24 protein-coding genes are annotated in these 21,732 nt (G+C 60.3%); 18 read left to right on the top strand and 6 right to left on the bottom strand.

Annotation, left to right across the window (positions count from 1 at the left end; genetic code table 11):
* Nucleotides 1-32 precede the first annotated feature (32 nt).
* From ABFD52_05050 to ABFD52_05030, 5 genes are all read right to left on the bottom strand, one after another.
* Nucleotides 33-272, bottom strand: coding sequence for a helix-turn-helix transcriptional regulator (locus ABFD52_05050; GenBank protein ID MEN6560126.1), 240 nt, complete (start codon nucleotides 270-272; stop codon nucleotides 33-35).
* 851 nt (nucleotides 273-1,123) lie between these two features.
* A complete protein-coding gene (locus tag ABFD52_05045) occupies nucleotides 1,124-1,708 on the bottom strand; it encodes a hypothetical protein (GenBank protein MEN6560125.1) in 585 nt (194 codons plus the stop codon).
* 454 nt (nucleotides 1,709-2,162) lie between these two features.
* Complete coding sequence (locus tag ABFD52_05040; protein MEN6560124.1) at nucleotides 2,163-3,539, bottom strand: AAA family ATPase; 1,377 nt, start codon at nucleotides 3,537-3,539, stop codon at nucleotides 2,163-2,165.
* The gene (locus tag ABFD52_05035; GenBank protein MEN6560123.1) at nucleotides 3,536-3,814 is read right to left on the bottom strand and encodes a hypothetical protein; all 279 of its coding nucleotides are present in this window, start codon (nucleotides 3,812-3,814) and stop codon (nucleotides 3,536-3,538) included. The genes ABFD52_05040 and ABFD52_05035 overlap by 4 nt, the downstream gene beginning before the upstream one ends.
* A 68-nt stretch (nucleotides 3,815-3,882) precedes the next feature.
* Nucleotides 3,883-4,086 (bottom strand): helix-turn-helix domain-containing protein, encoded by a 204-nt coding sequence (locus tag ABFD52_05030; GenBank protein MEN6560122.1) that lies wholly within the window; start codon nucleotides 4,084-4,086, stop codon nucleotides 3,883-3,885.
* Nucleotides 4,087-5,028: 942 nt separating this feature from the next.
* Between ABFD52_05030 and ABFD52_05025 the strand changes: the two genes are divergently transcribed.
* From ABFD52_05025 to ABFD52_04955, 15 genes are all read left to right on the top strand, one after another.
* Nucleotides 5,029-5,280 (top strand): helix-turn-helix domain-containing protein, encoded by a 252-nt coding sequence (locus tag ABFD52_05025; protein ID MEN6560121.1) that lies wholly within the window; start codon nucleotides 5,029-5,031, stop codon nucleotides 5,278-5,280.
* Nucleotides 5,246-5,563, top strand: coding sequence for a hypothetical protein (locus tag ABFD52_05020; GenBank protein ID MEN6560120.1), 318 nt, complete (start codon nucleotides 5,246-5,248; stop codon nucleotides 5,561-5,563). The genes ABFD52_05025 and ABFD52_05020 overlap by 35 nt, the downstream gene beginning before the upstream one ends.
* A gap of 303 nt (nucleotides 5,564-5,866) precedes the next feature.
* Nucleotides 5,867-7,045 (top strand): tyrosine-type recombinase/integrase, encoded by a 1,179-nt coding sequence (locus ABFD52_05015; protein MEN6560119.1) that lies wholly within the window; start codon nucleotides 5,867-5,869, stop codon nucleotides 7,043-7,045.
* A 251-nt stretch (nucleotides 7,046-7,296) separates the two neighbouring features.
* Entirely contained in the window at nucleotides 7,297-7,746 is a 450-nt protein-coding gene (locus ABFD52_05010) for a hypothetical protein (GenBank protein MEN6560118.1), read from the top strand.
* A gap of 573 nt (nucleotides 7,747-8,319) precedes the next feature.
* A complete protein-coding gene (locus tag ABFD52_05005) occupies nucleotides 8,320-9,588 on the top strand; it encodes a hypothetical protein (protein MEN6560117.1) in 1,269 nt (422 codons plus the stop codon).
* 672 nt (nucleotides 9,589-10,260) lie between these two features.
* The gene (locus tag ABFD52_05000; protein MEN6560116.1) at nucleotides 10,261-10,467 is read left to right on the top strand and encodes a helix-turn-helix domain-containing protein; all 207 of its coding nucleotides are present in this window, start codon (nucleotides 10,261-10,263) and stop codon (nucleotides 10,465-10,467) included.
* The gene (locus ABFD52_04995; GenBank protein ID MEN6560115.1) at nucleotides 10,464-11,858 is read left to right on the top strand and encodes an AAA family ATPase; all 1,395 of its coding nucleotides are present in this window, start codon (nucleotides 10,464-10,466) and stop codon (nucleotides 11,856-11,858) included. The genes ABFD52_05000 and ABFD52_04995 overlap by 4 nt, the downstream gene beginning before the upstream one ends.
* Nucleotides 11,859-12,212: 354 nt before the next feature.
* Nucleotides 12,213-12,944, top strand: a complete 732-nt coding sequence (locus ABFD52_04990; protein MEN6560114.1) for a hypothetical protein — start codon at nucleotides 12,213-12,215, stop codon at nucleotides 12,942-12,944.
* Nucleotides 12,945-13,392: 448 nt separating this feature from the next.
* The gene (locus ABFD52_04985) at nucleotides 13,393-13,725 is read left to right on the top strand and encodes a hypothetical protein (GenBank protein MEN6560113.1); all 333 of its coding nucleotides are present in this window, start codon (nucleotides 13,393-13,395) and stop codon (nucleotides 13,723-13,725) included.
* 224 nt (nucleotides 13,726-13,949) lie between these two features.
* The gene (locus ABFD52_04980) at nucleotides 13,950-15,125 is read left to right on the top strand and encodes a hypothetical protein (GenBank protein ID MEN6560112.1); all 1,176 of its coding nucleotides are present in this window, start codon (nucleotides 13,950-13,952) and stop codon (nucleotides 15,123-15,125) included.
* Between the two features lie 91 nt (nucleotides 15,126-15,216).
* The gene (locus tag ABFD52_04975; GenBank protein ID MEN6560111.1) at nucleotides 15,217-15,384 is read left to right on the top strand and encodes a hypothetical protein; all 168 of its coding nucleotides are present in this window, start codon (nucleotides 15,217-15,219) and stop codon (nucleotides 15,382-15,384) included.
* Complete coding sequence (locus ABFD52_04970; GenBank protein MEN6560110.1) at nucleotides 15,381-16,046, top strand: HK97 family phage prohead protease; 666 nt, start codon at nucleotides 15,381-15,383, stop codon at nucleotides 16,044-16,046. The genes ABFD52_04975 and ABFD52_04970 overlap by 4 nt, the downstream gene beginning before the upstream one ends.
* Nucleotides 16,046-16,609, top strand: a complete 564-nt coding sequence (locus ABFD52_04965) for a hypothetical protein (GenBank protein MEN6560109.1) — start codon at nucleotides 16,046-16,048, stop codon at nucleotides 16,607-16,609. Before ABFD52_04970 ends, ABFD52_04965 begins: the two co-directional genes overlap by 1 nt.
* Before the next feature lie 21 nt (nucleotides 16,610-16,630).
* Complete coding sequence (locus tag ABFD52_04960; protein MEN6560108.1) at nucleotides 16,631-17,167, top strand: hypothetical protein; 537 nt, start codon at nucleotides 16,631-16,633, stop codon at nucleotides 17,165-17,167.
* Nucleotides 17,160-19,172, top strand: a complete 2,013-nt coding sequence (locus ABFD52_04955; protein ID MEN6560107.1) for a hypothetical protein — start codon at nucleotides 17,160-17,162, stop codon at nucleotides 19,170-19,172. The genes ABFD52_04960 and ABFD52_04955 overlap by 8 nt, the downstream gene beginning before the upstream one ends.
* A gap of 191 nt (nucleotides 19,173-19,363) precedes the next feature.
* Here the strand turns inward: ABFD52_04955 and ABFD52_04950 are convergent, their stop codons facing one another.
* Entirely contained in the window at nucleotides 19,364-19,531 is a 168-nt protein-coding gene (locus tag ABFD52_04950; protein MEN6560106.1) for a helix-turn-helix domain-containing protein, read from the bottom strand.
* 129 nt (nucleotides 19,532-19,660) lie between these two features.
* Between ABFD52_04950 and ABFD52_04945 the strand changes: the two genes are divergently transcribed.
* The 3 genes from ABFD52_04945 (at nucleotide 19,661) to ABFD52_04935 (ending at nucleotide 21,703) form a co-directional block, all read left to right on the top strand.
* Complete coding sequence (locus tag ABFD52_04945; GenBank protein MEN6560105.1) at nucleotides 19,661-19,855, top strand: excisionase family DNA-binding protein; 195 nt, start codon at nucleotides 19,661-19,663, stop codon at nucleotides 19,853-19,855.
* Between the two features lie 191 nt (nucleotides 19,856-20,046).
* A complete protein-coding gene (locus ABFD52_04940; protein MEN6560104.1) occupies nucleotides 20,047-20,493 on the top strand; it encodes a hypothetical protein in 447 nt (148 codons plus the stop codon).
* A gap of 58 nt (nucleotides 20,494-20,551) precedes the next feature.
* A complete protein-coding gene (locus ABFD52_04935; GenBank protein ID MEN6560103.1) occupies nucleotides 20,552-21,703 on the top strand; it encodes a site-specific integrase in 1,152 nt (383 codons plus the stop codon).
* The last annotated feature ends 29 nt before the right edge of the window (nucleotides 21,704-21,732 follow it).

Here is a 21,732-nt window from a genome sequence, read left to right as displayed (position 1 = left end):
AGCGGAGCGGCCGCTTCCGGTCGAGGCGGATCTTATGTGACATGGAGCATCTCCCCGTTGGCCTCGGCGATCCGCTTGGCAGCCGCCTCGCGCTCCTTCTGCCGTGCAACCTGGCGGGCAAGGCGGACAAGCTGGTCATTCGCCAGGCCGCTCGGCTTGCGCGTTCCATGAGACCAGTTGAATACCGATATATATGAGACGCCCAGCTTTCGCGCCAGCGCCTCCATCGAGATGCCGAGTTCGGCCCTGAGTTTGTTGACATCAACGTCCATGAGTTTCTTCCTAGATGAAATGGTTGCTGATAAATCGCCGAATACGTTGGCGATGTTTCGGTAACGGGCTGGCCTCCCCCTTGAACCAGCGCCGGACCTCCCGCTCGGACACGCGCAGCCGCTTGGCTAAATGGTCAAATCCCCAACCATTCAGATCGCGCAAAAGTACAAGGGAAGGCAGCAGACGACTACGCATGGGAATCTCCGGGGGATCGAGGGGAACGCGGGGAAGGAGAATTCTTCCCCACAATTTCATTATATCCCGGTGAATTGACATGCCGAAGGCCCATTATTGACCGTATGTCGTTTATATTCATTGTCTTGAGAGACATCGCGCACGATACACGGCTGTTTATAAATCGTTCTATAATCGGCACTTGGCCTGTTGACAGGTTTTCCCGCCAGGACCGATTGACTTCGCTAAGGCGCGGATATCGTCCTTGAGACCATCAGCCTCGTCCGCCTCGAGCGCCCGTTCCAGCTCGTGGATCGCCCAGTTTCGCATACGGCACCGCGGCCCGCATAGCCGCCGACCAGCTGGCAAGGGGCCCAGGCAGACCGGGCAGTTGGCGTCCCCTTGGCCTGGTGACGCAGAGGTCGCCCCGTTAACGGCCGTCCGCATAGCACCAGCCCTAATCCCTGGCCGTTTCGCCATTATGCTTTCCCCTCGGGGCGATGCAGCCGCTCCCGGACTCGTAGCCAATGGAGCAACGACCGCGGCGTCACGGGCACCACGGTTGACCGCCCGCAGTCGGCACACGCGAAGCGGACCGGGACCGGGCCGTTATGGTCGGCGCGGGGCAGGATCTCGAGGTCGAAGACATGCCCGCAACTGCACCGCCCTCCACGCATCATGACGGCTCCCCCTGCCCTGACCCTTGCCCCCCAGCCGTTCGCCCCCCTGGCGCGTCCTGGGGCGCGTCCTGGGGCTTCTCGGGGGCCTCATAGGTGCCGTCCTTGCCCGAAGGCTCGAGACCGATGTACCGGCGGAACTCTGCCATGCCGTCCTCGTTATCCCGCGCCCGCGCCTTGCGGAGTTCTTCGAGTTGGGCGATGTTTTGGCGGATAAGGTTCTGGTAACTGACCCACGACTTGGACAGCAGAGGCGTAAGGGATAGCGTCCCGTGCTTGGCCGCGTGGCTGTCGATAACTCCAAATTGCCTGGTGTAGCAACCCAGGATTTTGACCACGGCCATTGCCTCGCAAGTGGCGTCCACGAGCGCCAGGGCCTGGGGGCTGATCTTCTCGCCGCCATACTCGCGGATAAGGTCGTCGCGGTAGATCGCCAGCTCGCGACGGGTCTTCTGGAAGCTTCTGGCCTTGGGTAGTCGCTTGGAATTCACCCAGCTATAGAGGCCCGTCTTGGCGTTCTTGCGGGGCTTCCGGGCCGCGTTCTCGGCTACTGCCAGGGCGTCGGTTTTCGATCTATCAGGCATTGGAATCGTCTCCTGTCCTTAACATGTTGAAAATGCGCAAATAACGCGGGAAAACGCCGAAAGTAGCCCGCCCCCAAAATGGCCAATTTGGCAAGACGCGGCCTCCCGGCTTTTCAATTTCCCCATATGGCCCTGTGATATATGGGGACAGGACCGCCCCCCATTCGCAGGGCCGGATAGGGGAGCATTGGCAGGCGCCCGGGGCGAGTGCTTAACGCTCCTATTTCGGCCTATTCGGCCTGTTCCATGCCCATTGGAACAGCTAGTCTTTTTTGGGGCGGTCAGAATCATCCGTTTTGCATTGGCCTGTTCCGCACAACAGGAACAGGTTGCCTTGGGGAGAATCATGCCCTGTTCCAGCTGTTCCAGGGCTGTTCCACCTGTTCTGGAATAGCGGTGAAGCGGGCTGTTCCATGTTCCCCCCCTCTTAGGGGGAACAGGAACAACATCACGGTCAACTGATGGGCTCATAGATCTTCGCTCCGTATCGACCCTTATGAACCCGCCAGCGTATGCCTTCGCCTCTTCGGAGGATGCCGGCGAGGGATGCCCTGTGCTTGGACCCGATTCCCTCGTCGCTGGCCCATTGGATGATGTCTGTCTGGTTCTTCCCGCACCCTTCGCCGGCGATGTACTCTGCCAGGGTGCTTATTGCTTCCGCGTCTGGGCTGTCGGCGAGAACCAGACCTCCCGCATTCGGGTCAAGGGTGAGATAAATCCGGGGCGATGGGGCGAAGCGGGTTTTCTTGCCGACGCCTAGCGATAAGAGTGCCCCCGAATCATAGGCACCGCCATCATCGACCTCCTCGAGCGTCCCACGCCTGACGCGGCAGAGCGAAATCGTATGATCGGCCAGGTCGTACCAATTTTGGGACCCCGTTGCGTTTTGGTCATCTGCCTTCGTTGTGTGATGAAGCAGGATGATTTCATGGCCGATATCGCGGAGCTCTTTGAGACGGCCCATGATAAGGGCGGCTGTCTCTCCGAGGTTCGCATCGAGGTAGTGGCTTGACCGGCTCGTGTCGAAGATCATAAGGCTTCCGGTTGGGAGGCGCTTGAAGAGTTCCCATTCGGGACTGTCGAGCTTGGGCGGCGGCATCTTCGCCGAGAGGGTCCAGAACTGAACGCCCTGGATCTTCAGGCATCGAACGCGCTCGGCCAGGACGGGCAGCGGATTCTCGTAATCTACATATACGACAGGGCGTTGTTTCGTTCTCAGGCCCAGAACGGAGCGGCCGCTTTCTACCCCCTCGGCGATTTGGAGCCCAAGCCATGTCTTGCCCGTTCCTGTCGCTCCGTACCAGAATCCAAGACTCTGCTCATAGACGAGCCCGCCCGAGACAACCTCTTCGACCTTGATATCGAGTGCCTGGAGTTCTGCCCCCGTCATCAGGACCGGGCCGGGATCACTCCGCTCCCCCTCAGCGTCAAGTTCAAGCCGGCGTGCCTCTTCGGCAACGGCATCAACCTCGTCCCAGTCGGGCAGCTGCGCGGCGGAAAGGGATTGCTGACGCTTCCGGGCATCCCCAGAGCGCTGTCGGAAGATTCGGCGGCGGAACTCCTCGGGTTTCATTGGACCGAGACCCGAGGTGATTGCCGACAGATAGCCGAGGTTGCCGTTCTCGTGGCACTTCTCTAGGATGGTGACAGGCTGGATCGGGTCACCGGCCGCCCGGAGCTCGTCGATGACCGCCCAGACCGCGCGCTGCTCTGCGCTGGCAGAGAAGAACCCGGCCGGGATCTCGACGGCATCGCGGAGGGCGGGATATTCGATATAGAACCCGAGCGTATAGTCGCGCTCGGTTGGTTGATACAGATTGTCGCCGGTCATGGTCTGGCGCTCCGCGTCATGCTGCGCAGAGTCCGCATTCTGGAGATAAAATCCATGACGGGGACCGCCGCGTTATTGTTGAACGCAAAGACCAGGGCCTCGACGTTCATCGCCTCGAATGTCCAACTGACTCGGCCGTTCACGGTAGACGATGAGACAAGTTTGGCCCCTCTGCTTAGAAGGAACGCGCTGAGATAGATGTCTTGGCTGACGAACCTGGGGATTTTATCGACCCGGAGCGGGCCATCGGGCGGGATATTCTTTGCATTGGCCATTTTTGGCCTCCTGTAATATTTGAATGCTTCGGCCAGACACGCTGGCCGGAGTGGTACGCTATAAGGGCTCAGCGCTTCGGGCCGCAGGCCGCCTCAAGAATGGCGTCAAGCCTCGAGCCATCGACGCGCCAGCCAACGGATTTGATCTTGGCGGCAGGAATGTCACCCTTGCTGATGCCACGCCGGATCGATACTGGGTGGACACCCAGGTATTCGGCGGCCTCGTTGACTCGAAGCCATCGCCTAGCCGGCATGGATTTGGGTTTAAGCATGATTCCTCTCCTCGCGTTTGAATAGATTTGAGGTGAAACCGCAAGGAAGGATGGGGGCTTCGAGTTGACTGCTTCGCCAGTTTAGCCCAGAATAATCGCGGCGGGCGTGTTCCATCACGGTTCACCTCGCTGGCCTTGGGGGCTGTGTCTTGCTAGGGCTTGGTCCCCTTGGCCCCTTTTTTATGCTCTGATCATCCTCAACCTGACGTTACCATCGATCTCCCTATATTTCAACGTAGGTTATAGATAATGTTAGTATTATGGACATGATAGATATAAGATAATAGTCGTGTTTGGTAAAGAATGGCCCGTTTTGACAACATTTTTTGACCATTTCCTGGACATAAATATTTTTAAAATACTTTTGAGTCCGGGCAAAATATTCGCTTCAATCATCGATTTCTTGACTCAGGCTCGTGTCCGGCCGCACCGTGTCGCTCACGATTGCTCCGTTTTGCCGGGGGTACTCTAGGGACCGCAACACATCTTGTCAAGGCGCCTTTTGCCTATCCGGGCCATATCGAAGACGAGCACAATAATGGAGTGATAAATCGGCAGAGCAAGCATAGCGACATGAATGAGAATCTAGGCGAGTTCGACGTGCCCGAGGCAGCGTTGCCGGCTATTTTGAAACGCGCCGTTTACTGTTCTTCTTAGGTTTCGAAACGATCTGCGCTTCTACCCACGCGTCAATATCGTCCTTTCTAAAGACGAGCCTCTTGCCGATTTTGCCGTGGGGGAATCCCTGCTTAAGCAGCTTGAACATCGTAGTCCGCGAACCAATCTGAAGATATTCCATCACCTCTTCGACGTTCCAGAAGGGATAGCGCATACCCTATTTATAATGCAATTTGATTGACCAGTAAAGCAGGATGACTGAATTATCAAGCATCTCCATTCTGCCCTTGACAAACACAGGCAACGATACTATATTGTACTCAAATGGACCATTTAAAAGGGACAGAGAAGTCCTCGGTTTTGACCCTCAAGGAAGTTTACGCGGCCCTACGGGTCGGTCGGGTGACCGCCCTGCGGCTCGTCCAGTCGGGCAAGCTCCCGGCCTTTCGCGCCGGCCGCGATTGGCGCGTGCGCCGGGCAGATCTTGATTCGTTTATGCGGCCCGCGTTGGCCACAAATCAAATCCCTAAAGGAGGTCCTCATGGAGCTTTTCGGCAGAATCGGAATGCCCGGTAAGGGCGGGGCGATCGACTTGGATGGGGCGACGGCAATCAAGAGCGCCGATGTCATGTTCCTTTTTTCCGGCGCACGGGCCTTCCGGCTCGATCACGAACAGAAGCCAGGGGTCGGGCGGCCGGAAGACACCGTGGCCCAGGATTATTGGGTTGCCCTGTGCGATGGCAAGGACGTTGCGGTAGGCCTTACCTTGAGCTTCGAACAGGCCCGCCAGCTGCGCGACGTTCTCGCGGCCTATTGCACGGCCCGCGCGGCCTTGGTGGGGCTGCGCGAAGCGGCTTGACCAGCCCACCGCTTGACCTTCACAGAGGGCCGGGGCCCGCGCTCCGGCCCGACACTAAGGGCCAGGAGGACAGCATGACCGAAGATCGACGGAGACCGTACCTGACAGACCGGCACTGCGGCCGCTGCCTCGTTCCGCTCGAGACATCAGAGCGGCGCGCGGACGGCTGGTTGATCGTGGTCTTCCGCTGCCCGAAATGCGGCGCCTCTTCGACCGTGACATTCAGCCCCCAGGAGCTCGATGAGTGGGCCCGCCGCGGCGCTGCGGGACACAATCCAACTGCGGAGCTTTGAGGAGAATTCGATGAAGCACTATAAGCCTGGAACCCTTCGGCGTCGCCCGGACGGCCGCTATTGGTTCGACGTCCGCATCAATGGCAAGAGGTATATCCGTCTGCTCGGCATAGACAAGACGGTTGCGCAACGGGTCCTGGACAAGCTCCGGCATGAGAAAGGGGAGGAGGCCGTCGCAGAAAAGAACGGCGTCTTCCTGCCGGCGAGTCCCGACCCTGCCTCGTTCAACGCGGTAGCCGACGAATTCTTCGCCAAATGCTGTGTCGGCGCAGTTTCAGAGAGAAGCTATGCAACCTCCCTCGCGCATCTCAGGGCTCATCTCGGCAAGATCGTCTTCGCCGAACTCAAGCCCTCGGATATCATGGACTACAAGCAGAGGCGGCAGGCCGAAACCTATGAGAAAGATTCCAAGGAGCTCGAGATTGAGGGGCCCCGGGGCTATGCCCTTTCTAGCATCAATCGCGAACTAGCCTGTCTCAAAAAGCTTTTCACTTGGCGGGAAGAGTCGGACCTTCCGATCCCGTTCCTAAACAAGAAGATCAAGATGTTCCCGAGGAAGAAGGCCGAACAGAGGCGCTATCGAATCCTGTCTCCGGCGGAAGAGCAGCGCCTTGTGGCCGTTACCCCGGCCCATCTGCTCGACATTATCCAATGCGCCCTGTGGTCCGGCATGAGGCTCGGCGAAATCCTGAACTTGCGCCGGGCAGCCTTCGACCTTAGGGCCAAGCGTCCGGAAATCGTCCTTCGGGGCGATGAAACCAAGAGCGGGGAAGCGCGCAGAATTCCGATTGTTCCCAGTCTGGCCGAGGTCTTGAAGCGGCAGCCCGAAATTAACCAGTATGTCTTTAACAACCCCGAGACCGGCGAACCCTGGGCCTCCATCAAGCGGAGCTGGGCAACCGCGAAGCGGAAAGCCAAGATCAGGGACTTGCACTTTCACGATTTGCGCCACACGTTCGCGACACGGTTTCTCGGCAAGCCGGTTTTCGGCGACCTCGTGACGCTCAAGCATATCCTCGGCCATTCCGATATCAACATCACGGCGCTCTATGTCACGCCCTATCCCCTGGACATCCAAGCGCGGATGGCCGGGCTCGTTTTGGGCACCCGAACGAAATTGGAAAGAAAAGCGTCACCTCAGAAAACTGCCGTGCCCGTATCTTCTAGCAACCCCGCCCTTTACGCTTAGGGGCCAGATACCTACGAATCAGCAGGTCGGGTGTTCGAGTCACCCCGGGCGCGCTCTCTTTTTCCCCCATATTAGCCGTGAAATCAGCCGTTTAGGGCCCACCCCTGGCCTCCGCTCATTTTGCCCACACTTGCCCCAAATTGCCCATGTTTTCCCTTTCAAGTGGCACAAATGTGGCACAAACGACAGCGCCCTTGCAATCAAAGCCTCTTTACTGTTCTATTGTCGTATAAGAAGCAAGGAGGCCCAGAATGAGGAGCTGGCTACTGGACAACAAGGATATCATTATGACGCTCAGCAATCTTATTCTTGCACTTGCCGCAGCCTTTGTAATTGAGACCCTTCGCCTTCAGCGGAAGGCGACCCAGGCCGCCATGTTCAGCGATATTGGGGCCAGGATCTCATCGATTTTGGCCGAGACCCCCAAGCCCGAAGAGGGCCTCAGCGATCAGCACAACTGGATTGTGCGGCTGCTGAACGAACTCGAGGCGCTCGTCTTTCTTGCGAACGCGAAGCTTCTTTCCAGGAAGATGAAAAGGTATTACGAGGATTTCATTCTGGGGTGGATCGATGATTTGCCCGAGAACTATCCTGATGCAGCGAAATCCTTTACTAAGAAACAGAAGGGGGGCTATCAAGAATTGGATAGGTTCTACCAGATTAAGAGGGGCCAGCGCGCCCATCTCTTTTCAGGAGACTAGCTACTTGTTCTTCGCCGGCATCGTCCTCCCCGGCCCCTTGGTATCTGGCGGCCGGACTGGCTGTTTTGGAGCTGCGGGAGCCGGGATGGGTACGGGCTTTGGGCCGGCCGGTGCTTTTGGCTTGTTTTCCATTGTTCCTCCAGCTGGCCCGATTATGCTCAATTTTACCCTGATACACAATAGGCTTCTTGCCCCTATGTGGTCCGACCCCGGGGCTACTCCCGAAAGCGGTATCTTCGCCGCTCAGCCTGAGCCCGCCATGGGTTTTACAACCGGGGGGCAGAGATGAAGCGGAAGGACTGGATCAGCACTCACCCGGGAAATGAAGAGCTTGTCCGGGCCCGCATAAGATTCAGAATCGCTAACCAAAAAGAGGCGACGCCCAGGCGATTGATTAAACCTAAGCCCGCTGCAAAATCATTAATATCAATGTATTGGTGATAAATGAACGCGCGCCTTGCATATTTGGAAGACGTAACCGATATTTAGGGGAGAGGCAAACAAAAAGGCGCCCCCCCCCCGCCGCCCCGACCAACTGCAGCGGGTCGATGGTGGGGCCAAGGAGACGAGTCGATGCGGTCCGATACGCTCCCCTTTCTTCATGAACCCGGGAGGGTCGGCTGTCAAATCCGGCGTCGAAAGAAGATTCAGTCGGCTGGGCCGCAGTTGGGAGCCTCGGCTCAGGGAACTAGCCGAAGCCGCACGTGTTCCGAACTTGACAAGGCGCTTAAAAAGGAAAAAGACCGGGGCGCCCGACGATTCCGCGGAGATCCGCTTCTTATCCAAGAATGGCCCGATATCTGCCACGACGCCTATCTGAGGTGCCTTAATGCCCTGAAATCTCCAAACTGGCGGGGCGTGCATGGGGTTCAATCTATCGGGGCCTTACTAAAAAAAGTCATCAGGAACGAACGGGCAGATTTCTTGCACCGGAAACAAGAAGAGATTGCCTCCCGTATATGCCCAAAATTGAGTCTCGAGGATAAGGCGCGGGCGATTGCAGCCGCAAACGAGGAGGAGGGGCCCGGCTGGGCGCGGATCGAATGCGGCGACCTGGTTACCGAAGACGACGAGCCGCTCTCAAACGATGATTCTGTGTTCGATCGGCCGGACGCCGTGCCCTATTTCGAATCAGAGGATACCCGCCCGGGCCGATTATATCTCTCTGATCCGGTTGAGCGAATCACAACGGACGACGCTAAAAAGAAATTCATATATGCGATGAACGCCCTTGTTCAAAAAGAGGGCAAATGCTGGGGCTGGGGGCGGGCGCTGCAGCTTTGCGGCATACCGCCGCCGGGCATGGTCGAATCTGTTCCTATGGCTGCGGTTAATTGGCGGCCGGGAGGTCGGCCGGCAACGTATCGGCAAAAGGTCCATCATAAGAAGTGGCTCCTCAAAAAGATAGGGGAGTTAAATAAACAGAAAGACAACCCGATCTTTGGCCTTCTAAAACCGGTTCCGCCGTCGGGCCTCAAGCCCCGGAGCCTGGGGCTTCTTCACGGTCCGCGCGCCCGGATCCGGGTGAATCCGAATTACGGGACAGAATGTCTCCCTCAATCGAAGTCTGATTATACGGAAAATGTGAAGGAACGGCGAGAGCCCGCGCCGGACCGCGAGGTCGTAGTTTTAGGGCCGGATCACAAGCTCAAGGAAGTCATCGTTCTTTCCGTCGAGCGCGTCTGTGGGGCGATATGCGGCCATGCCGGAGAGCTCCGATACCACCAGGGCAAGGCCTGGCGCCAATACGGCGAATCATCGAGGATATTCAAGAAACACGCTGAACTTCTGCAAGAGGCCCGGAAGACCCCAGCCCGCCGGCTACAAGACCATCCTCGTTGACGACCTTGTCAACGGGGAATCCCTCCACCTTTAGCGGCACCCGCCTCCATGTTAACGGGAGGTAAGTGCCGCAAATCCTGACACCCGGCCAAATCGCCGTGCCATACTTTAAGCAGGATGAAAAAAGCAACAAGGGCCAAGTGTTGCAAGTGTGGCGAGGTGTTTGATCCTCGCACCGGTCGCCACCCGGCCTCGATACATAGCGGTGGGCCCGCTGTTTTTTTTAATATTTGTCATTTTTCAATTTCGCAGGGTCTAAATAAGTAGGGGGACAGCACCCTTCGCGACACTCTTGCGGATTATTCCCCGTCAGCGCCGTTTTAAATCTTTCGTTTTTCTATCGGCCCGCGTTCGGCCGCAGAACGGACGCGACCCCGGGTGAGAAGAGAAGACCAATGGACAATTTCGCCAACTCTTTTTTAATGCCGCGCCCTAGCCAAACGCTAGGCCGCAGGGGCAGCGACCTTTTCCGAGCTCGGTTGGTTTGCGGCCTGAGCCAGCGGGCCCTTGCCCGGCTCGTCGGTCGATCCCGCCAATGGGTTGGCTTTGTCGAGCACGGCCGGCTTTGGCCTGATCTTCAGATGCGCATCCGTTTGGCCAACACCCTCGAGATTCCGGTCGAGGAATTATTTCCTGAAGATGCCGGGGCAGGGGATGGATCAGAGAGTTGATATGAACGCTCGGTATCTTGATGTTGCCGGCGCCGCGGCCTATGTCGGCTTGAGCGTGAGCTTCGTCCAGAAGCTTACCGCCGGGCGCCGTCTCCCCCATGTCAAGGTCGGCCGCCGTGCGCTCTATGACCGGGTCCTGCTTGACCGCTGGATGGCCCGGCGCGCGGTGCTGCCGAAGGGCTGGTCGGCAGAGAGCGGGCCAAGATGAGCCTCAGCGACCGCGATTTCAGTCTCGGCTTCCTGGTCCAGTTTCCGGAGCTGCGCGAAGCCGCCCCGATCCCCCGGGGCTTCTTTAAGACGGCCGAACAGCGGGCCGTCTGGGAGGCGCTCAAGGAGCTTGGGGCTGCGGGAGAGCCCGTGCAGCTCGTGACGATCGCCGAGAAGGTCAAGGGCAATGGGATTGCCACCTATCTCGATGCCATCACCTCCGGCCTCGTGCCCATGAAGCCCAAGGACTTCCGGGCCCGGATCCTGAGGCAGCTGGCCGACGACACGAAACGCCGCATGCAAGGCCTGGCTGCCCAGGAAGGTGCTGATCTCGACGAGATCGCCGGCCTGGCTGAGGAAGCCCGCCGGCTCGAACTCGAGGCCGAGGGGGAGATCGGGGAACCGACGTTCAAACGCCTGAGCGAGATCGAGGGCCGGGAGATTGACTGGCTTTGGCCCGGCCGGATCCCGATGGGGATGCTGACGCTCCTGGTCGGCGATCCGGGGCTTGGCAAGAGCTTCGTGGCAACGTGGATCAGCTCGCGCCTCAGCGTCGGGGCCAGCCTTCCCGGAGGCCCGGACCAGGATCCGGCCCCTACCGTCTATCTCTCCGCCGAGGACTCGCCGGCATATGCGCTCCAGCCCCGGGCGCTCAAAAACGGCGCCGACCTCTCAAAGATCATCGTCCTTAAGGACTCGGCCTTCGATATTGAGGCAGATCTCGAGAAGATCCGGGTTGTGGTCCAGACGATGCCCGATGTCCGGCTCCTGATTATCGACCCGCTCAACGGCTATATCGGCGAGACGGACTATTTCAAGGACCCGGCCGTCAGGACCAAACTTACCCCCCTCGTCCAATTCGCCGAAGAAAGGGGAATCGCGGTTCTGGCCATCATGCACCTGAACAAGAGGACGGACCAGGCCGGCATCTACCGGATCGGAGGCTCGATTGCCTTTGCCGGCATCGCCCGCTCAATCCTGGCCGTGACGCAGGACCCGGCGGATCCGGACCGCCGCTTCCTGAGGCCGCTCAAGATGAACTATTGCCGCAAACCGGACCCGCTGGCCTTCCGGATCGGCGAGGATCTGGCCCTAATATTCGAAGATGGGCCCGCCGACATCGGCGCCGACGAGAGCCTATCTGTGCCCACCGGAAAAGAAGCGGCGGAGGGCCCCTTTGCGACCCGCTGGTTGACGGGCCACCTGGCAGCCGGCTCGGTCGAACTTGCGGATATCCTCAAGTCTGCGCGCGCCGTGGGAATCAGCCGAAGCTCGCTCTTCCGGGCACGCGAACGGCTGAACATTCAGCACAAGACTTCCGGTTTTGGAAAGAGGCGGTCATCGTTCTGGGAACTGCCCGAATCCTATAAGTCTCCGTCTAGAGTGTTATGAAACTAATGGGACAAATGGAACTAATGGGACTAATGAGCGCCCCCATAAGTCCCATAAGTCCCATAAATACCATAAATCTCATAAGTCCCATAAGGCCCGCGCCGTGGAATGCCAGCGCGACGACCGCGACCGCCCAAGCCGGCCGTGCTCCCCGCCGGCAGCCGACCGACCCGTTGACTTGGCATCAACAGGCCCGGTTGCGTTCTCTCGGGGAAAGCGGCCCCGTCCAGGGTGCCTTGTGCCAGTTATGTGCCAGTGAATTGGGGTTCCCGGAGAAGGCCCAAAACCCCATGTTGTTGACCAGGAACAAGTTAGATTCGGCCGCCATCGGTGCGGTTTTGGACAGGTGATCTGATGAGCATGAGTCTCCGAAAGCTCGAGGCCGAGGGGGCCAAGAAGGCCGGCACCAAGCACGGGATCCGCGGCCTGGAGAAACGGGGCCAGGTGCCGATGAATCTCCCCTCTGCCCGTTCCTGGAAGCGAACGCAGGCTCGGGTAAGGGAGATCTACGCCGCCGTTCGCCAGCGGTACGGCGGGGACCAAATCCCCGCGGACGTCGAGGTTCTGATTGCCGGCGCGCACGATGCCCGGCTCATCCGCGAGCTCGGGATGCTGTATGTCAAGCGGGCTGGGGTCATGCGCGGCGACAGCCTGGCCAAGGGGAATCTCGAGATGCACTCCGTCCTCTGCGACCAGCTCGTGGCCTATTCGAACCTCGAGCGCCTGAACCTCGAGGCCGCGGCCCGGCTGGCCTCGCAGAAGCTGCCCGAGGGGCCGATCCTGACGATCGCGGAGATCATCCGCGAGCACGACCAGGCCGAGGCGCAGGCCCGCCCGGGCAACGGGAGCGGCGACGGCCAGGGCGAACTAGCGCCGGCGCCCGTGGAAAATGGCCCCGGGAGGGCCCAGGACGAGCGATCGTCGGGCGGCCGGGGCAACGACAAGGGCCCGGAAGGACCGGGTCCGGGCGGGGGCGTCGGAGAGGGCGGTCAACGGGCCTCTGAAATCGCGCAAGAGAGGCGATCTCGAAGCGGCGCGGCTAAGGACCAGGGCGGCGGGGAAGCCGGCCCGGAAAACGACGCATGAACAAACACAGTAAGGACAGGATTTATGAAGGCCGGGCCCTCGTCAAGGGCGAGACCAGGGTCCCCATTGCTTCTGAATCAGGCGCAGAGGCTGACCAGGAAGTTGGCCGAGTGGGCGAAATGGGGTTTCGAACCAGCCCGAGGTCGAGCCGGAATGGCGGTGTTAACGGTTTCTGTAAAGCGAACGGCGAGGGGCTCGTCCATAACGGCAGCCGCCCGGCCTCGTCCGCGCAGAAAACCGTTAATGGTTTTAAGTCGGCGCCCGAGTCCTTCTGGGCGTGCGAGACCTGCCTGTCTGAGATGAAGCCGGGCAGCCGGGGGGAGCGGAAGCGGTTCTGCTCGGCAAGGTGTCGGGGGCTGGCCTGGTCTCTAACCGAGCTCGAGGCGGCCCTAAACGCCGGCCGGGCCGAAGGCCTGCGAGGTCAGATTCGCAGGCTCGGGAGGGCAGCGTGAAAAAACGATCCATCAAGTTGGACAGGAAGCGGGCGATCGGATTCACCAAGAACTCCATCACCCTGGCTGAGAACATCTTGAAAAGCGACATCAAGAGGATCATCAGCCATGTCGCTGCCCCGCCATACACGCTTGAGAAGATGACTCTTTTCCTATGGATCGCGCTTCTCGAAGACGACCCTAAACTGACCCTCCTAAATACCGGGCGGATGGTCAAAGAGCTTTTTGAATCCAGAGACCGCGGGCGACTCCGGCAACGATTGGCGATGATCCGGGTTCCGCTTCTCTGCTTGGCCGCTTTCCTGGAATTCCGGCGGGAGGCAGTATGAATATCGTCCAGGCGATCAGCAGCCCAAAAGTCTTTCGGCCCCTCTTCCGGGATCCCCAGACCTGGCACTCCTGGGAGATTTATCTTCGGGCGCTTTTCGGGCTCGGGATCGAGGAGCCGAAGGATATCGAACTCTTCCGGGCCGCGACGGGCCTTGATGCTGCACCGCGAGAGCCGGCCACAGAATCATTCGTCATCTGCGGCCGGCGGTCCGGCAAGTCGTTCATGAGCGCGGTTATAGCCTCCTACCTGGCCGTCTTCAAGAATTGGCGACAATTCCTGAGCCCGGGCGAAAAGGGTTGGATCTTCATAGTTGCGGTCGACAAAGCCCAGGCCGGCATCATCAAGGGCTATATCTCGGGAATCTTCAACGGGAATCCGAGCCTTAGAACGATGATCGCCCAGGAAACAAAGGAGACGCTGGAGCTACGGAACTCAGTGAACATCACGGTTAAGACCTGCAGCTTCCGTTCCGTCCGGGGCTATACGCTCATCGCCGCGATACTCGAGGAGATGGCCTTCTGGCGCTCTGAGGAAACCGGGGCCAATCCGGATCGGGAGGTCCTGGCGGCGATCCGGCCGGCGCTGGCCACGGTAGCCGAATCGGTTCTCATCGGGATCTCGACGCCGTACAGCCGGCAGGGCGTTCTCTGGGACCAGTTCCGCCAGCACTTCGGGAAGGCCGGCGGATCGCTTGTCTGGAAGGCGCCGACATCAGTCATGAACCCCACGATCAACAAGAAGACGATCGAGACGGCCCTGGCCTCCGACAAAGCCGCGGCCCTGGCCGAGTGGGAGGCCGAATGGCGGGATGATGTGACCTCGTTCCTTTCTCCGGAGATGATCGAAGCCGTGCTCATCCCAGGCCGGCCCGAACTCCCGCGCGCCGAAGGGGCCGATTATGTGGCCTTCTGCGATCCTTCGGGCGGCCGGTCGGACTCCATGACGCTCGGGATAGCGCACAAGGACCGGACCTCCGGAAAGATCATCCTGGATGTCCTGCGGGAGCGCCGCCCTCCATTCGTCCCGGAAGACGTTGTGCGGGAATTCTCCGAAATGCTCAAGGCGTTCGGGGTTTATTCTGTCCGGGCGGACAGGTACGCCGGGGAGTGGGTATCTAGCGCCTTTATGAATTACGGCATAATCGTGGACCCGTCGGAGCTCCCGGCGTCAGAGATTTATCTCAACTTCCTCCCGCTCGTCTCGAACGGGACGGTCGAACTCCTCGAAAACAAGCGCATGGCCGCCCAACTCGCGGGGCTCGAGCGGCGAACGCGCGCCGGCGGACGCGAACTAATCGATCACTATCCAAATGGCGGACACGATGACGTGGCCGTGGCGGCGGCCGGGGCCTGCGTTGAAGCCTTCCGCATTTCGGGCAGGGGTCCGCGGGCTTGGTGAGCCCCGGTCGAATAGGGGGAAATTGATGGAAATTACTAATGCGTCAATGCTCCTAGGCCTCCTTCGGACCAGGGCCAAATCGGCGGCACTCATGCTGCTGAACTATTCGGCTCGGCTTAATGATCCCCGGGCGACCGCCGAAAGCATGGAGGAGACCGGGAGAAGGATCGAACTGCTCGACGGCCTGATCGTCGAGCTCAAGAGATGGAAGCGGGAAGATCTCCACCGAGGATCTTCCGAGGGGAATGAAAACCCATGACCAAGAAGCTTGAAACCAAAGACCTCAAGTTCACCCTGACCGATATGGATGACGACCGGGGCACCTTCACGGGTTACGCCTCGGTCTTCGATACGGTCGACGCCTATGGGGACATCGTCGCCCGCGGCGCCTTCAAGAAGACCCTCCGCGAGAAAAAGGTCTTCCCGATGCTCTGGTCGCACAACGTGATGGAGCCGATCGGGATCATCCGGGGCGAGGAGGACGAGAAGGGGCTGAAGATCCAGGGCGAGCTCAACCTGGACGTCCAGCGGGGCGCCGAGACCAGGTCCCTGATGAAGCAGAAGGCGGTCAACGGCCTGTCGGTCGGCTTCCGGGTCATCCGGGACGGGCCGGCCGTATCCTCGCCCGGCCGGCTGCTCAAGGAGATCGACCTCTGGGAGATCAGCCCCTGCGTCTTCCAGGCCTGCCCAGGCGCTAATCCCAGCCAGGTCAAGATGCCGGCCTTCGACGATTATATTTCAGCCGAGGGCCACGAGGACGATATCGAGCTTTTATACGGCCTGGGCCCCATCATCGTCCGGCCCGATGACGAGCGCCGGCTTATCGTGCAGTTCGATGATCTGGCCATAAGGATAGATCTTCTCAAGCTCCAACTGGGGGCCCTGTCTCTCATGGAAATACTCAAAAAGGAGAATCTCTAATGAACGAAGCCTTGTCAAAACTCAAGAAGCTTAACGACGCCGCCGCGGCCCATGCCGCGAACCTCGGGCCCCTGCGGGAAAAGTTCGCAGAAAAGGAGAGGGCCTACGACTCGGTCGAGCGCGAGGCCCTTTTGGCTGAGGCCGTGGCCGAGTCCGGATGGCAAAAAAAACGCGACGCCGCGGACAAACTCCTCGGCCAGGTTCGGGTCCTCCAAGCCGAGGTGAAGAGGGCCGAAGAGTCCGGACGGCTGTTCCAGCCCGAGATAAAAGCGCTTCAACCCGTGGTCATCGAAGAGATCACGGCGAAATACCGGGGCGCCTACGCTGCAAAGCTCTCGGACCTTTGGCTGAAACTCAATGCCGCCGCGGCTGTCGAGCGCGAATTGCTCAGCATCCAGGAGGAAGCCGATCTCGAGATCAACGCGCTTTTCTCCGGACCCCAGCGGGCCCGGCTGACGCCCACGGGCAGGCCGGACCTGACACTCCTGCCCCAAGTCGGCTATCCGGATTTCCTGGCCGAGTTCAAAAAGCGCTCGGAAATGAACGGCTACAAACTTGACTGAGGATCCAGAAAAGACCAGCCCGTGGCCGAGGTTTATTACGAGATCATTGAGGCTGCGCGCGTCGATCCTGGGAAGATCACGGCTGCGGACTGCGCGCTGCGGCGAGCCCGGGATGACCTGGGGCTGCCCGAAATAGAGATCCGCTGGGTTCGCCCGGTCTCGGAGTCTCAAGCCAAGGTGCTCGAGGGCTTGGCAGGGGTCCGGCGGCTTCTAGGCGAGATCGCATGCCATATCGCAGGAACGTCGCAGGCCTTGCCCAAGGATGGTCCCATCTCCGTGGATCGGGAAGGGGGATTTTGGGCGGCGACACACCCCGTCGGTTCGGCGCTTGGCAACGGCAGGGGATGGCGCAAGCCCAAAATATTTATGAATGCCGACCAGCCCGCCCAGGAAATCTCCGCCTCGATTTTTCATGAGGCCAAACATCTCTCGGACTACCGATCCGGACTCTTCGATTTCGGATCGCCCGAAGGCGCGCGCGAGGCCGAGACCAGCGCCAATCTTTATGCTGCGCGGATGACCCGGAGCGTGGAAAGGAACCAGAAGAACGATGGGTGACATCAAGTTCACGGTCACGATCGACGACAAGGGGTCGGCGACCATCAAGAAGCTCGAGGAGGGCGTCCGGGGTCTGGGCCAATCCGGGGCCGGCGCCGGCAAATCGGTCGGCTTCCTCAAGGGCGCGATCTCCTCGATGGCCGGCCAGTTCGTTACGGCCATTGGGATAACCTCGATCTTCAGCAAGGTGATCTCCGAGGTCGAGCGCTTCTTCGCGGACTCAATCAATGAGGCGGCGGAGTACGAGAAGGCTCTCAAGGGTCTGAATACAGCCTTCGCCATTTCGGGCCGGACGATGCCCGGGATGGTCAAAAACCTCCAGGGTTATGCCGATAGTTTGCAGGCGGCCGGGCTCGAGACGGATGACAATATCCTAAAGGCCGAGAGCCTGCTCCTGCAACTCACGAATCTCGACGAGCAGGGTATCAAGGCCGCGACCAGGGGCGCGATCGGCCTGGCCGCGGTCTTCACCATGGATCTCCAGGGCGCGGCCGAGATGGTCGCCAAGGCCATGTCCGGCAACTATCGGGCGATCGGCCAACTGGTCCCCGCCATCCGAAACGCGACAACCGAGTCAGCCAAGCACGCGGAGTTGATGAAGGCCCTCGAGGGCTTTTACAGCCGGGCGGTCGCCGATACAGAGACTTACGCCGGGAAGGTCAAGAGGCTCGGGCTCGAATGGAAGGAGGCAAAGAAGTCCTTCGGCGAGGCCATTCTTTCGACGGGGGTTCTCCAGGACGTCATTACCAGTCTGGCCGACGAGATCAAGCGGCTCAGCGGCAACCTGGGCCGGGAACTCAAGGATGCGGCGGAGCAGACGATTGACGCCAACAACCGGGCCGGGGAGTCGCTCGCCAAGATGGCCGACGCCATCGGCTGGAACAGGCAAGAGATCACGCTCCTCCGGATCCAGTACGGTCTCTCGAGCGCCCAACTCGTCGAATGGATCAAAAGCAACATGCTCGGCAAGGCCGCGGCCGCGGCCCTGGCCAAGATCCTGGCCCAGGAAGCCGAGGAGGCGGAGCGAGCCAAGCGCGGCTTCTCGGAGACCGGTGCCGCGGCCAATCAGCTGGCCAAATGGCTCGAGGACCTCGGGATCAAAGGCGGAGACGAACTCCGGGGCCAGCTCGAGCTGGCGATCAAGGCCCTGGCCGAAATGCGGCGCATCACGCCCGGCGACACGGGCGTCATCCAGGCCCTGCAGGAGAAGATCAAGGAGCTCAGGGTCCAGCTCTACGGGGCGACGAAGGACATCTATGTGGCCATGCAGGCCGCGGCCCTGGGCCGGACGAAGCTCCCCGAGCCCATCCCGTTCACCCAGAAGGCCGCGGAAGCGGAACTCCCGAAGCCGATAACAACCGGGCCGATCGTCCAGGAGGCGATGAAGATCGCCGCGGCAAACGCCGAGGCCGCCAGGAGCGCTACCGAGCTCAGCCAGGTCTGGAACCAGGCGATCGGGAACATGATCTCCCAGTCGATCTCCTGGGGCGACAGCACCGGATCGATCTTCAAGAGCGTCGGCAGTATCTTTAAGAACTTCGTCAAGGAGACGGTCACGGGCCTGGAGCTCATGGCTGTCGTGGAAATTAAGAATGCGATCACGGTCGGGAAGGCGGAGAAGATGAAGGCCCTGGCCCGGCACATCGCCAACATCTTTGCCAAGCTCCCGTTCCCGCTCGACCTGATCGCCGCGGCCGGCGCCTTCGCGGCCATCAACGCCCTGTTCGCCAAGGTCCTCAAGTTCCGGGAGGGCGGCGTGTTCGACCGGCCCACGATCGCCGAGATCGGCCACGGGACCGAGTACGTGCTGCCCGAGGCGAAGCTCATTAAGCTCGTCCAGCAGGCGATGGCCGGCGCCGGGCGGATCGGCGCGCCGGCCGCGGCCGGCATGATCTTCAACTTCAACATCCGAGCCCTCGACGGCTCGGACGTGCTGAGTGTGACCCGCCGGCAGATCGTCCCGCTCCTCCAGCGGCACCTCGACCATAACAAGGGAGCCCTCTGATGGCCGCCCGAAGACCCGATAACGGAGAAGGGGGCTATCGCCGAAATCCACCCTGGGCGGCTTTATCCGGAAGGCCTTTTCGAGCCGGCCGCTGCTGGCGGACGAGGATCGGAAGAGGTCGGGACGCGCCACCGGCGCAATAGATTATGGGAGTGCCGAGAAGGGCAGAATAGGAATTTGAAGCCGGGACGCTATTTCGGATGCCTCAGCACGACCTTTGATTCCAGCCATTTATCGATATCGCGCTTCCGGAAGAGGACCCGGCGCTCAAATTTAACATAGGGGAGGCCCCGGCGCATGAGTTTTTCGAGGGTATCAAGGCTAATCCGAAGAAATTCCGCCGCCTCGGCCTTGGTCATCAACTCTTCGGGCATGTCAGGCAGGATATTAGCACGAGGGGGATTATTTTCATAGGGGGGCTTGACATTAGCCGTTTAAGACCGTATAATACCGTATAGAGATGGCTAGAAGCCGCATGGAGAAGGGGATTGGACGCTTTCTTGACCGTCAATGAAATCGGGAAGCTTCTCAAAGTCGAGCGCGATACGGTGATCCGCTGGATCATATCTGGCCGCCTCCGCGCTTTCAAGCCCGGAAACGGGCGCATCTGGCGGGTGGAGCGGGCAGACTTCCAGGGCTTCATCAAAGGCGGGGCCGACTTTCGAGAAAAATACCAGGTTTAGGGGGTGGCTATGACTAAGCGCATCGGGCAACGGCGCCGGCCCATGACGGGCGCTAAGGAACGGCGGGCTCAAGAGCCCGTTCCCGTGTGGAACCTCCGCGCAGCGGACGGCTTCTTCCGGCCTGACGAAAGGCCCGCGAAGCGGCAGGACCCGGGCCATGGCGCAGCGGCCGGCTTCGTCGAGGTGCTTGCGTGAACGCGACGAAGGGGCGCGTGGCGCAGCTCAACCAGGGCGCCTCGATGAAGATCGCCGGATCCATTAGGCTTATCGTGAAGCCAGAACACTTCGCAGAGCTGGCGGCGGGGAAGCCGGCCTCGATCGATCTCGGCACCCCGGGGACGGGCGAATGGTCCGAGCTTGTCCTTCAAATCGAGCCTGGTCCGGAAAACAGGATCAAGGAGCTCACGCCCTGGTTTAACCTGGACGAGGTGCCCCTGAGGATCCAGAACAGCGCCGCTATCGATGGGCCGGATGACGTTCACGACTACTTCAAGGTCCACCTGGAGCAAGACGAGAGCCGGAATTTGGGCTTCCTCGTGAATCCGAAGCAAGCGAGGGCCATAGCGGACGTACTGATGAACTACGTGCGGATCTGCGAGGGCATCAACGCACTCATGGCCGAGCCGGCCATCGCCTGACCTTCACAGAGGGCCGGGGCCCAAATCCCGGCCCGACACTAAGGGTCAGGAATTCGCCATGAGCACATATATTCGAGTACCCGGGCAGGGCCGAATCTACAAGCGCGGGAAGGTTTGGTATATCGACTTCTGGGTCGATGGCTGCCGGAAGCGAGAGAAGGCCTCTGGCCTGAAGGACGAGGCGCTGCGATCGCTCGCCGCGAAAAGGACCGATGTGGAGCGCGGGTCCCTGGGCTTCGAACGGAAACAGGCCCTCCACTTCTCCGGCTTCGCTAAGGAGTACGAACAGATTAGGGCCGGCACCAGATCCATCCGCTCGGTCCGGGGCTACATCAAGCACCTGGCCAGCCACTTCGGCGAGATCCCGCTCTCGAAGATCACGCCCGAGATGGTCGAGGCCTACAAACAGAAGCGGATGAAGCAGCGGATTGCCTGCAAGGCCGGCGCCGACGGTAAGCCCAGGACCCGGGAGAGGAAGGGCTCGAGCGTCAATCGTGAGCTCGCGGTCCTCAAGAACATGTTCAACGTGGCCCTGAAGCAGCACCGCCTCCGGGGAGAGAACCCGGTCAAGGCTGTCTCGTTCTACGCCGAGCAGTCGCGCGACTACATTCTGAACAGGGACCAGGTTGCCGCGCTCCTCGAGGCCGCGGACGATACGCTCAGGAAGATCGTTCTTATCGCGCTGAACACGGGCCTTCGTCGCGGTGAGATCCTGGGCCTCCGCTGGTCCCAGGTGAACTTCGAGGATGGGGTGATCTCCTTCGCACGGACGAAGAGCGTGAAGTTCCTCCGGGTGCCCATGAATTCCGTGGTGCTCAGCGTCCTCGCCTCGATCGAGCGGAAGGGCGATTACGTCTTCGCGGGCCGATGGGGGAGGGGGCACCTGGTCGACTGCAAGAAGGCCTTCGAGGCCGCGCGGGCGAAAGCGGGCCTCCCGGAGCTCCACTTCCATGACCTCCGGCACTGCGCCGGCACGTACATGGCCACGGCCGGGATCCCGCTCACGACGGTCCAGCAGATCCTCGGCCACCGGGACATCCGGACGACGACGCGATACATCAACCCGAACGACGAGAACAGGCGGAAGGCCGTCAACGCGCTGGCTGCGCTTTTCGAGGATCCCGGACGCGCCGCTAGCCCGGCGACTGGCACAAATGTGGCACAGGGGAAAAACGAGGAGCGCTCATCCGTTGAGTTATCACACAATTAGCCCGGGATTCCCTTCGACTACGAATCAGC

The sequence above is a fragment of the Acidobacteriota bacterium genome (assembly GCA_039683095.1).
GTDB lineage: Bacteria > Acidobacteriota > Aminicenantia > Aminicenantales > Saccharicenantaceae > RBG-16-66-30.
The sequence above is the reverse complement of the archived record's forward strand: the minus strand, read 5'-3'. Positions and strand labels throughout refer to the sequence as shown.

Coding starts and splice junctions, on each gene's coding strand:
- ABFD52_05040 (MEN6560124.1), bottom strand. CDS start 3,539: ATGACCGGCGACAATCTGTATCAACCAACCGAGCGCGACTATACGCTC.
- ABFD52_04980 (MEN6560112.1), top strand. CDS start 13,950: ATGAGCGCGGTTATAGCCTCCTACCTGGCCGTCTTCAAGAATTGGCGA.
- ABFD52_04965 (MEN6560109.1), top strand. CDS start 16,046: ATGAACGAAGCCTTGTCAAAACTCAAGAAGCTTAACGACGCCGCCGCG.
- ABFD52_05000 (MEN6560116.1), top strand. CDS start 10,261: ATGAACGCTCGGTATCTTGATGTTGCCGGCGCCGCGGCCTATGTCGGC.
- ABFD52_05025 (MEN6560121.1), top strand. CDS start 5,029: ATGGACCATTTAAAAGGGACAGAGAAGTCCTCGGTTTTGACCCTCAAG.
- ABFD52_04935 (MEN6560103.1), top strand. CDS start 20,552: ATGAGCACATATATTCGAGTACCCGGGCAGGGCCGAATCTACAAGCGC.
- ABFD52_05045 (MEN6560125.1), bottom strand. CDS start 1,708: ATGCCTGATAGATCGAAAACCGACGCCCTGGCAGTAGCCGAGAACGCG.
- ABFD52_04975 (MEN6560111.1), top strand. CDS start 15,217: ATGCTGCTGAACTATTCGGCTCGGCTTAATGATCCCCGGGCGACCGCC.
- ABFD52_05015 (MEN6560119.1), top strand. CDS start 5,867: ATGAAGCACTATAAGCCTGGAACCCTTCGGCGTCGCCCGGACGGCCGC.
- ABFD52_05005 (MEN6560117.1), top strand. CDS start 8,320: ATGCGGTCCGATACGCTCCCCTTTCTTCATGAACCCGGGAGGGTCGGC.
- ABFD52_04950 (MEN6560106.1), bottom strand. CDS start 19,531: ATGACCAAGGCCGAGGCGGCGGAATTTCTTCGGATTAGCCTTGATACC.
- ABFD52_05010 (MEN6560118.1), top strand. CDS start 7,297: ATGAGGAGCTGGCTACTGGACAACAAGGATATCATTATGACGCTCAGC.
- ABFD52_05035 (MEN6560123.1), bottom strand. CDS start 3,814: ATGGCCAATGCAAAGAATATCCCGCCCGATGGCCCGCTCCGGGTCGAT.
- ABFD52_05050 (MEN6560126.1), bottom strand. CDS start 272: ATGGACGTTGATGTCAACAAACTCAGGGCCGAACTCGGCATCTCGATG.
- ABFD52_04955 (MEN6560107.1), top strand. CDS start 17,160: ATGGGTGACATCAAGTTCACGGTCACGATCGACGACAAGGGGTCGGCG.
- ABFD52_05030 (MEN6560122.1), bottom strand. CDS start 4,086: ATGCTTAAACCCAAATCCATGCCGGCTAGGCGATGGCTTCGAGTCAAC.
- ABFD52_04970 (MEN6560110.1), top strand. CDS start 15,381: ATGACCAAGAAGCTTGAAACCAAAGACCTCAAGTTCACCCTGACCGAT.
- ABFD52_04990 (MEN6560114.1), top strand. CDS start 12,213: ATGAGCATGAGTCTCCGAAAGCTCGAGGCCGAGGGGGCCAAGAAGGCC.
- ABFD52_05020 (MEN6560120.1), top strand. CDS start 5,246: ATGGAGCTTTTCGGCAGAATCGGAATGCCCGGTAAGGGCGGGGCGATC.
- ABFD52_04995 (MEN6560115.1), top strand. CDS start 10,464: ATGAGCCTCAGCGACCGCGATTTCAGTCTCGGCTTCCTGGTCCAGTTT.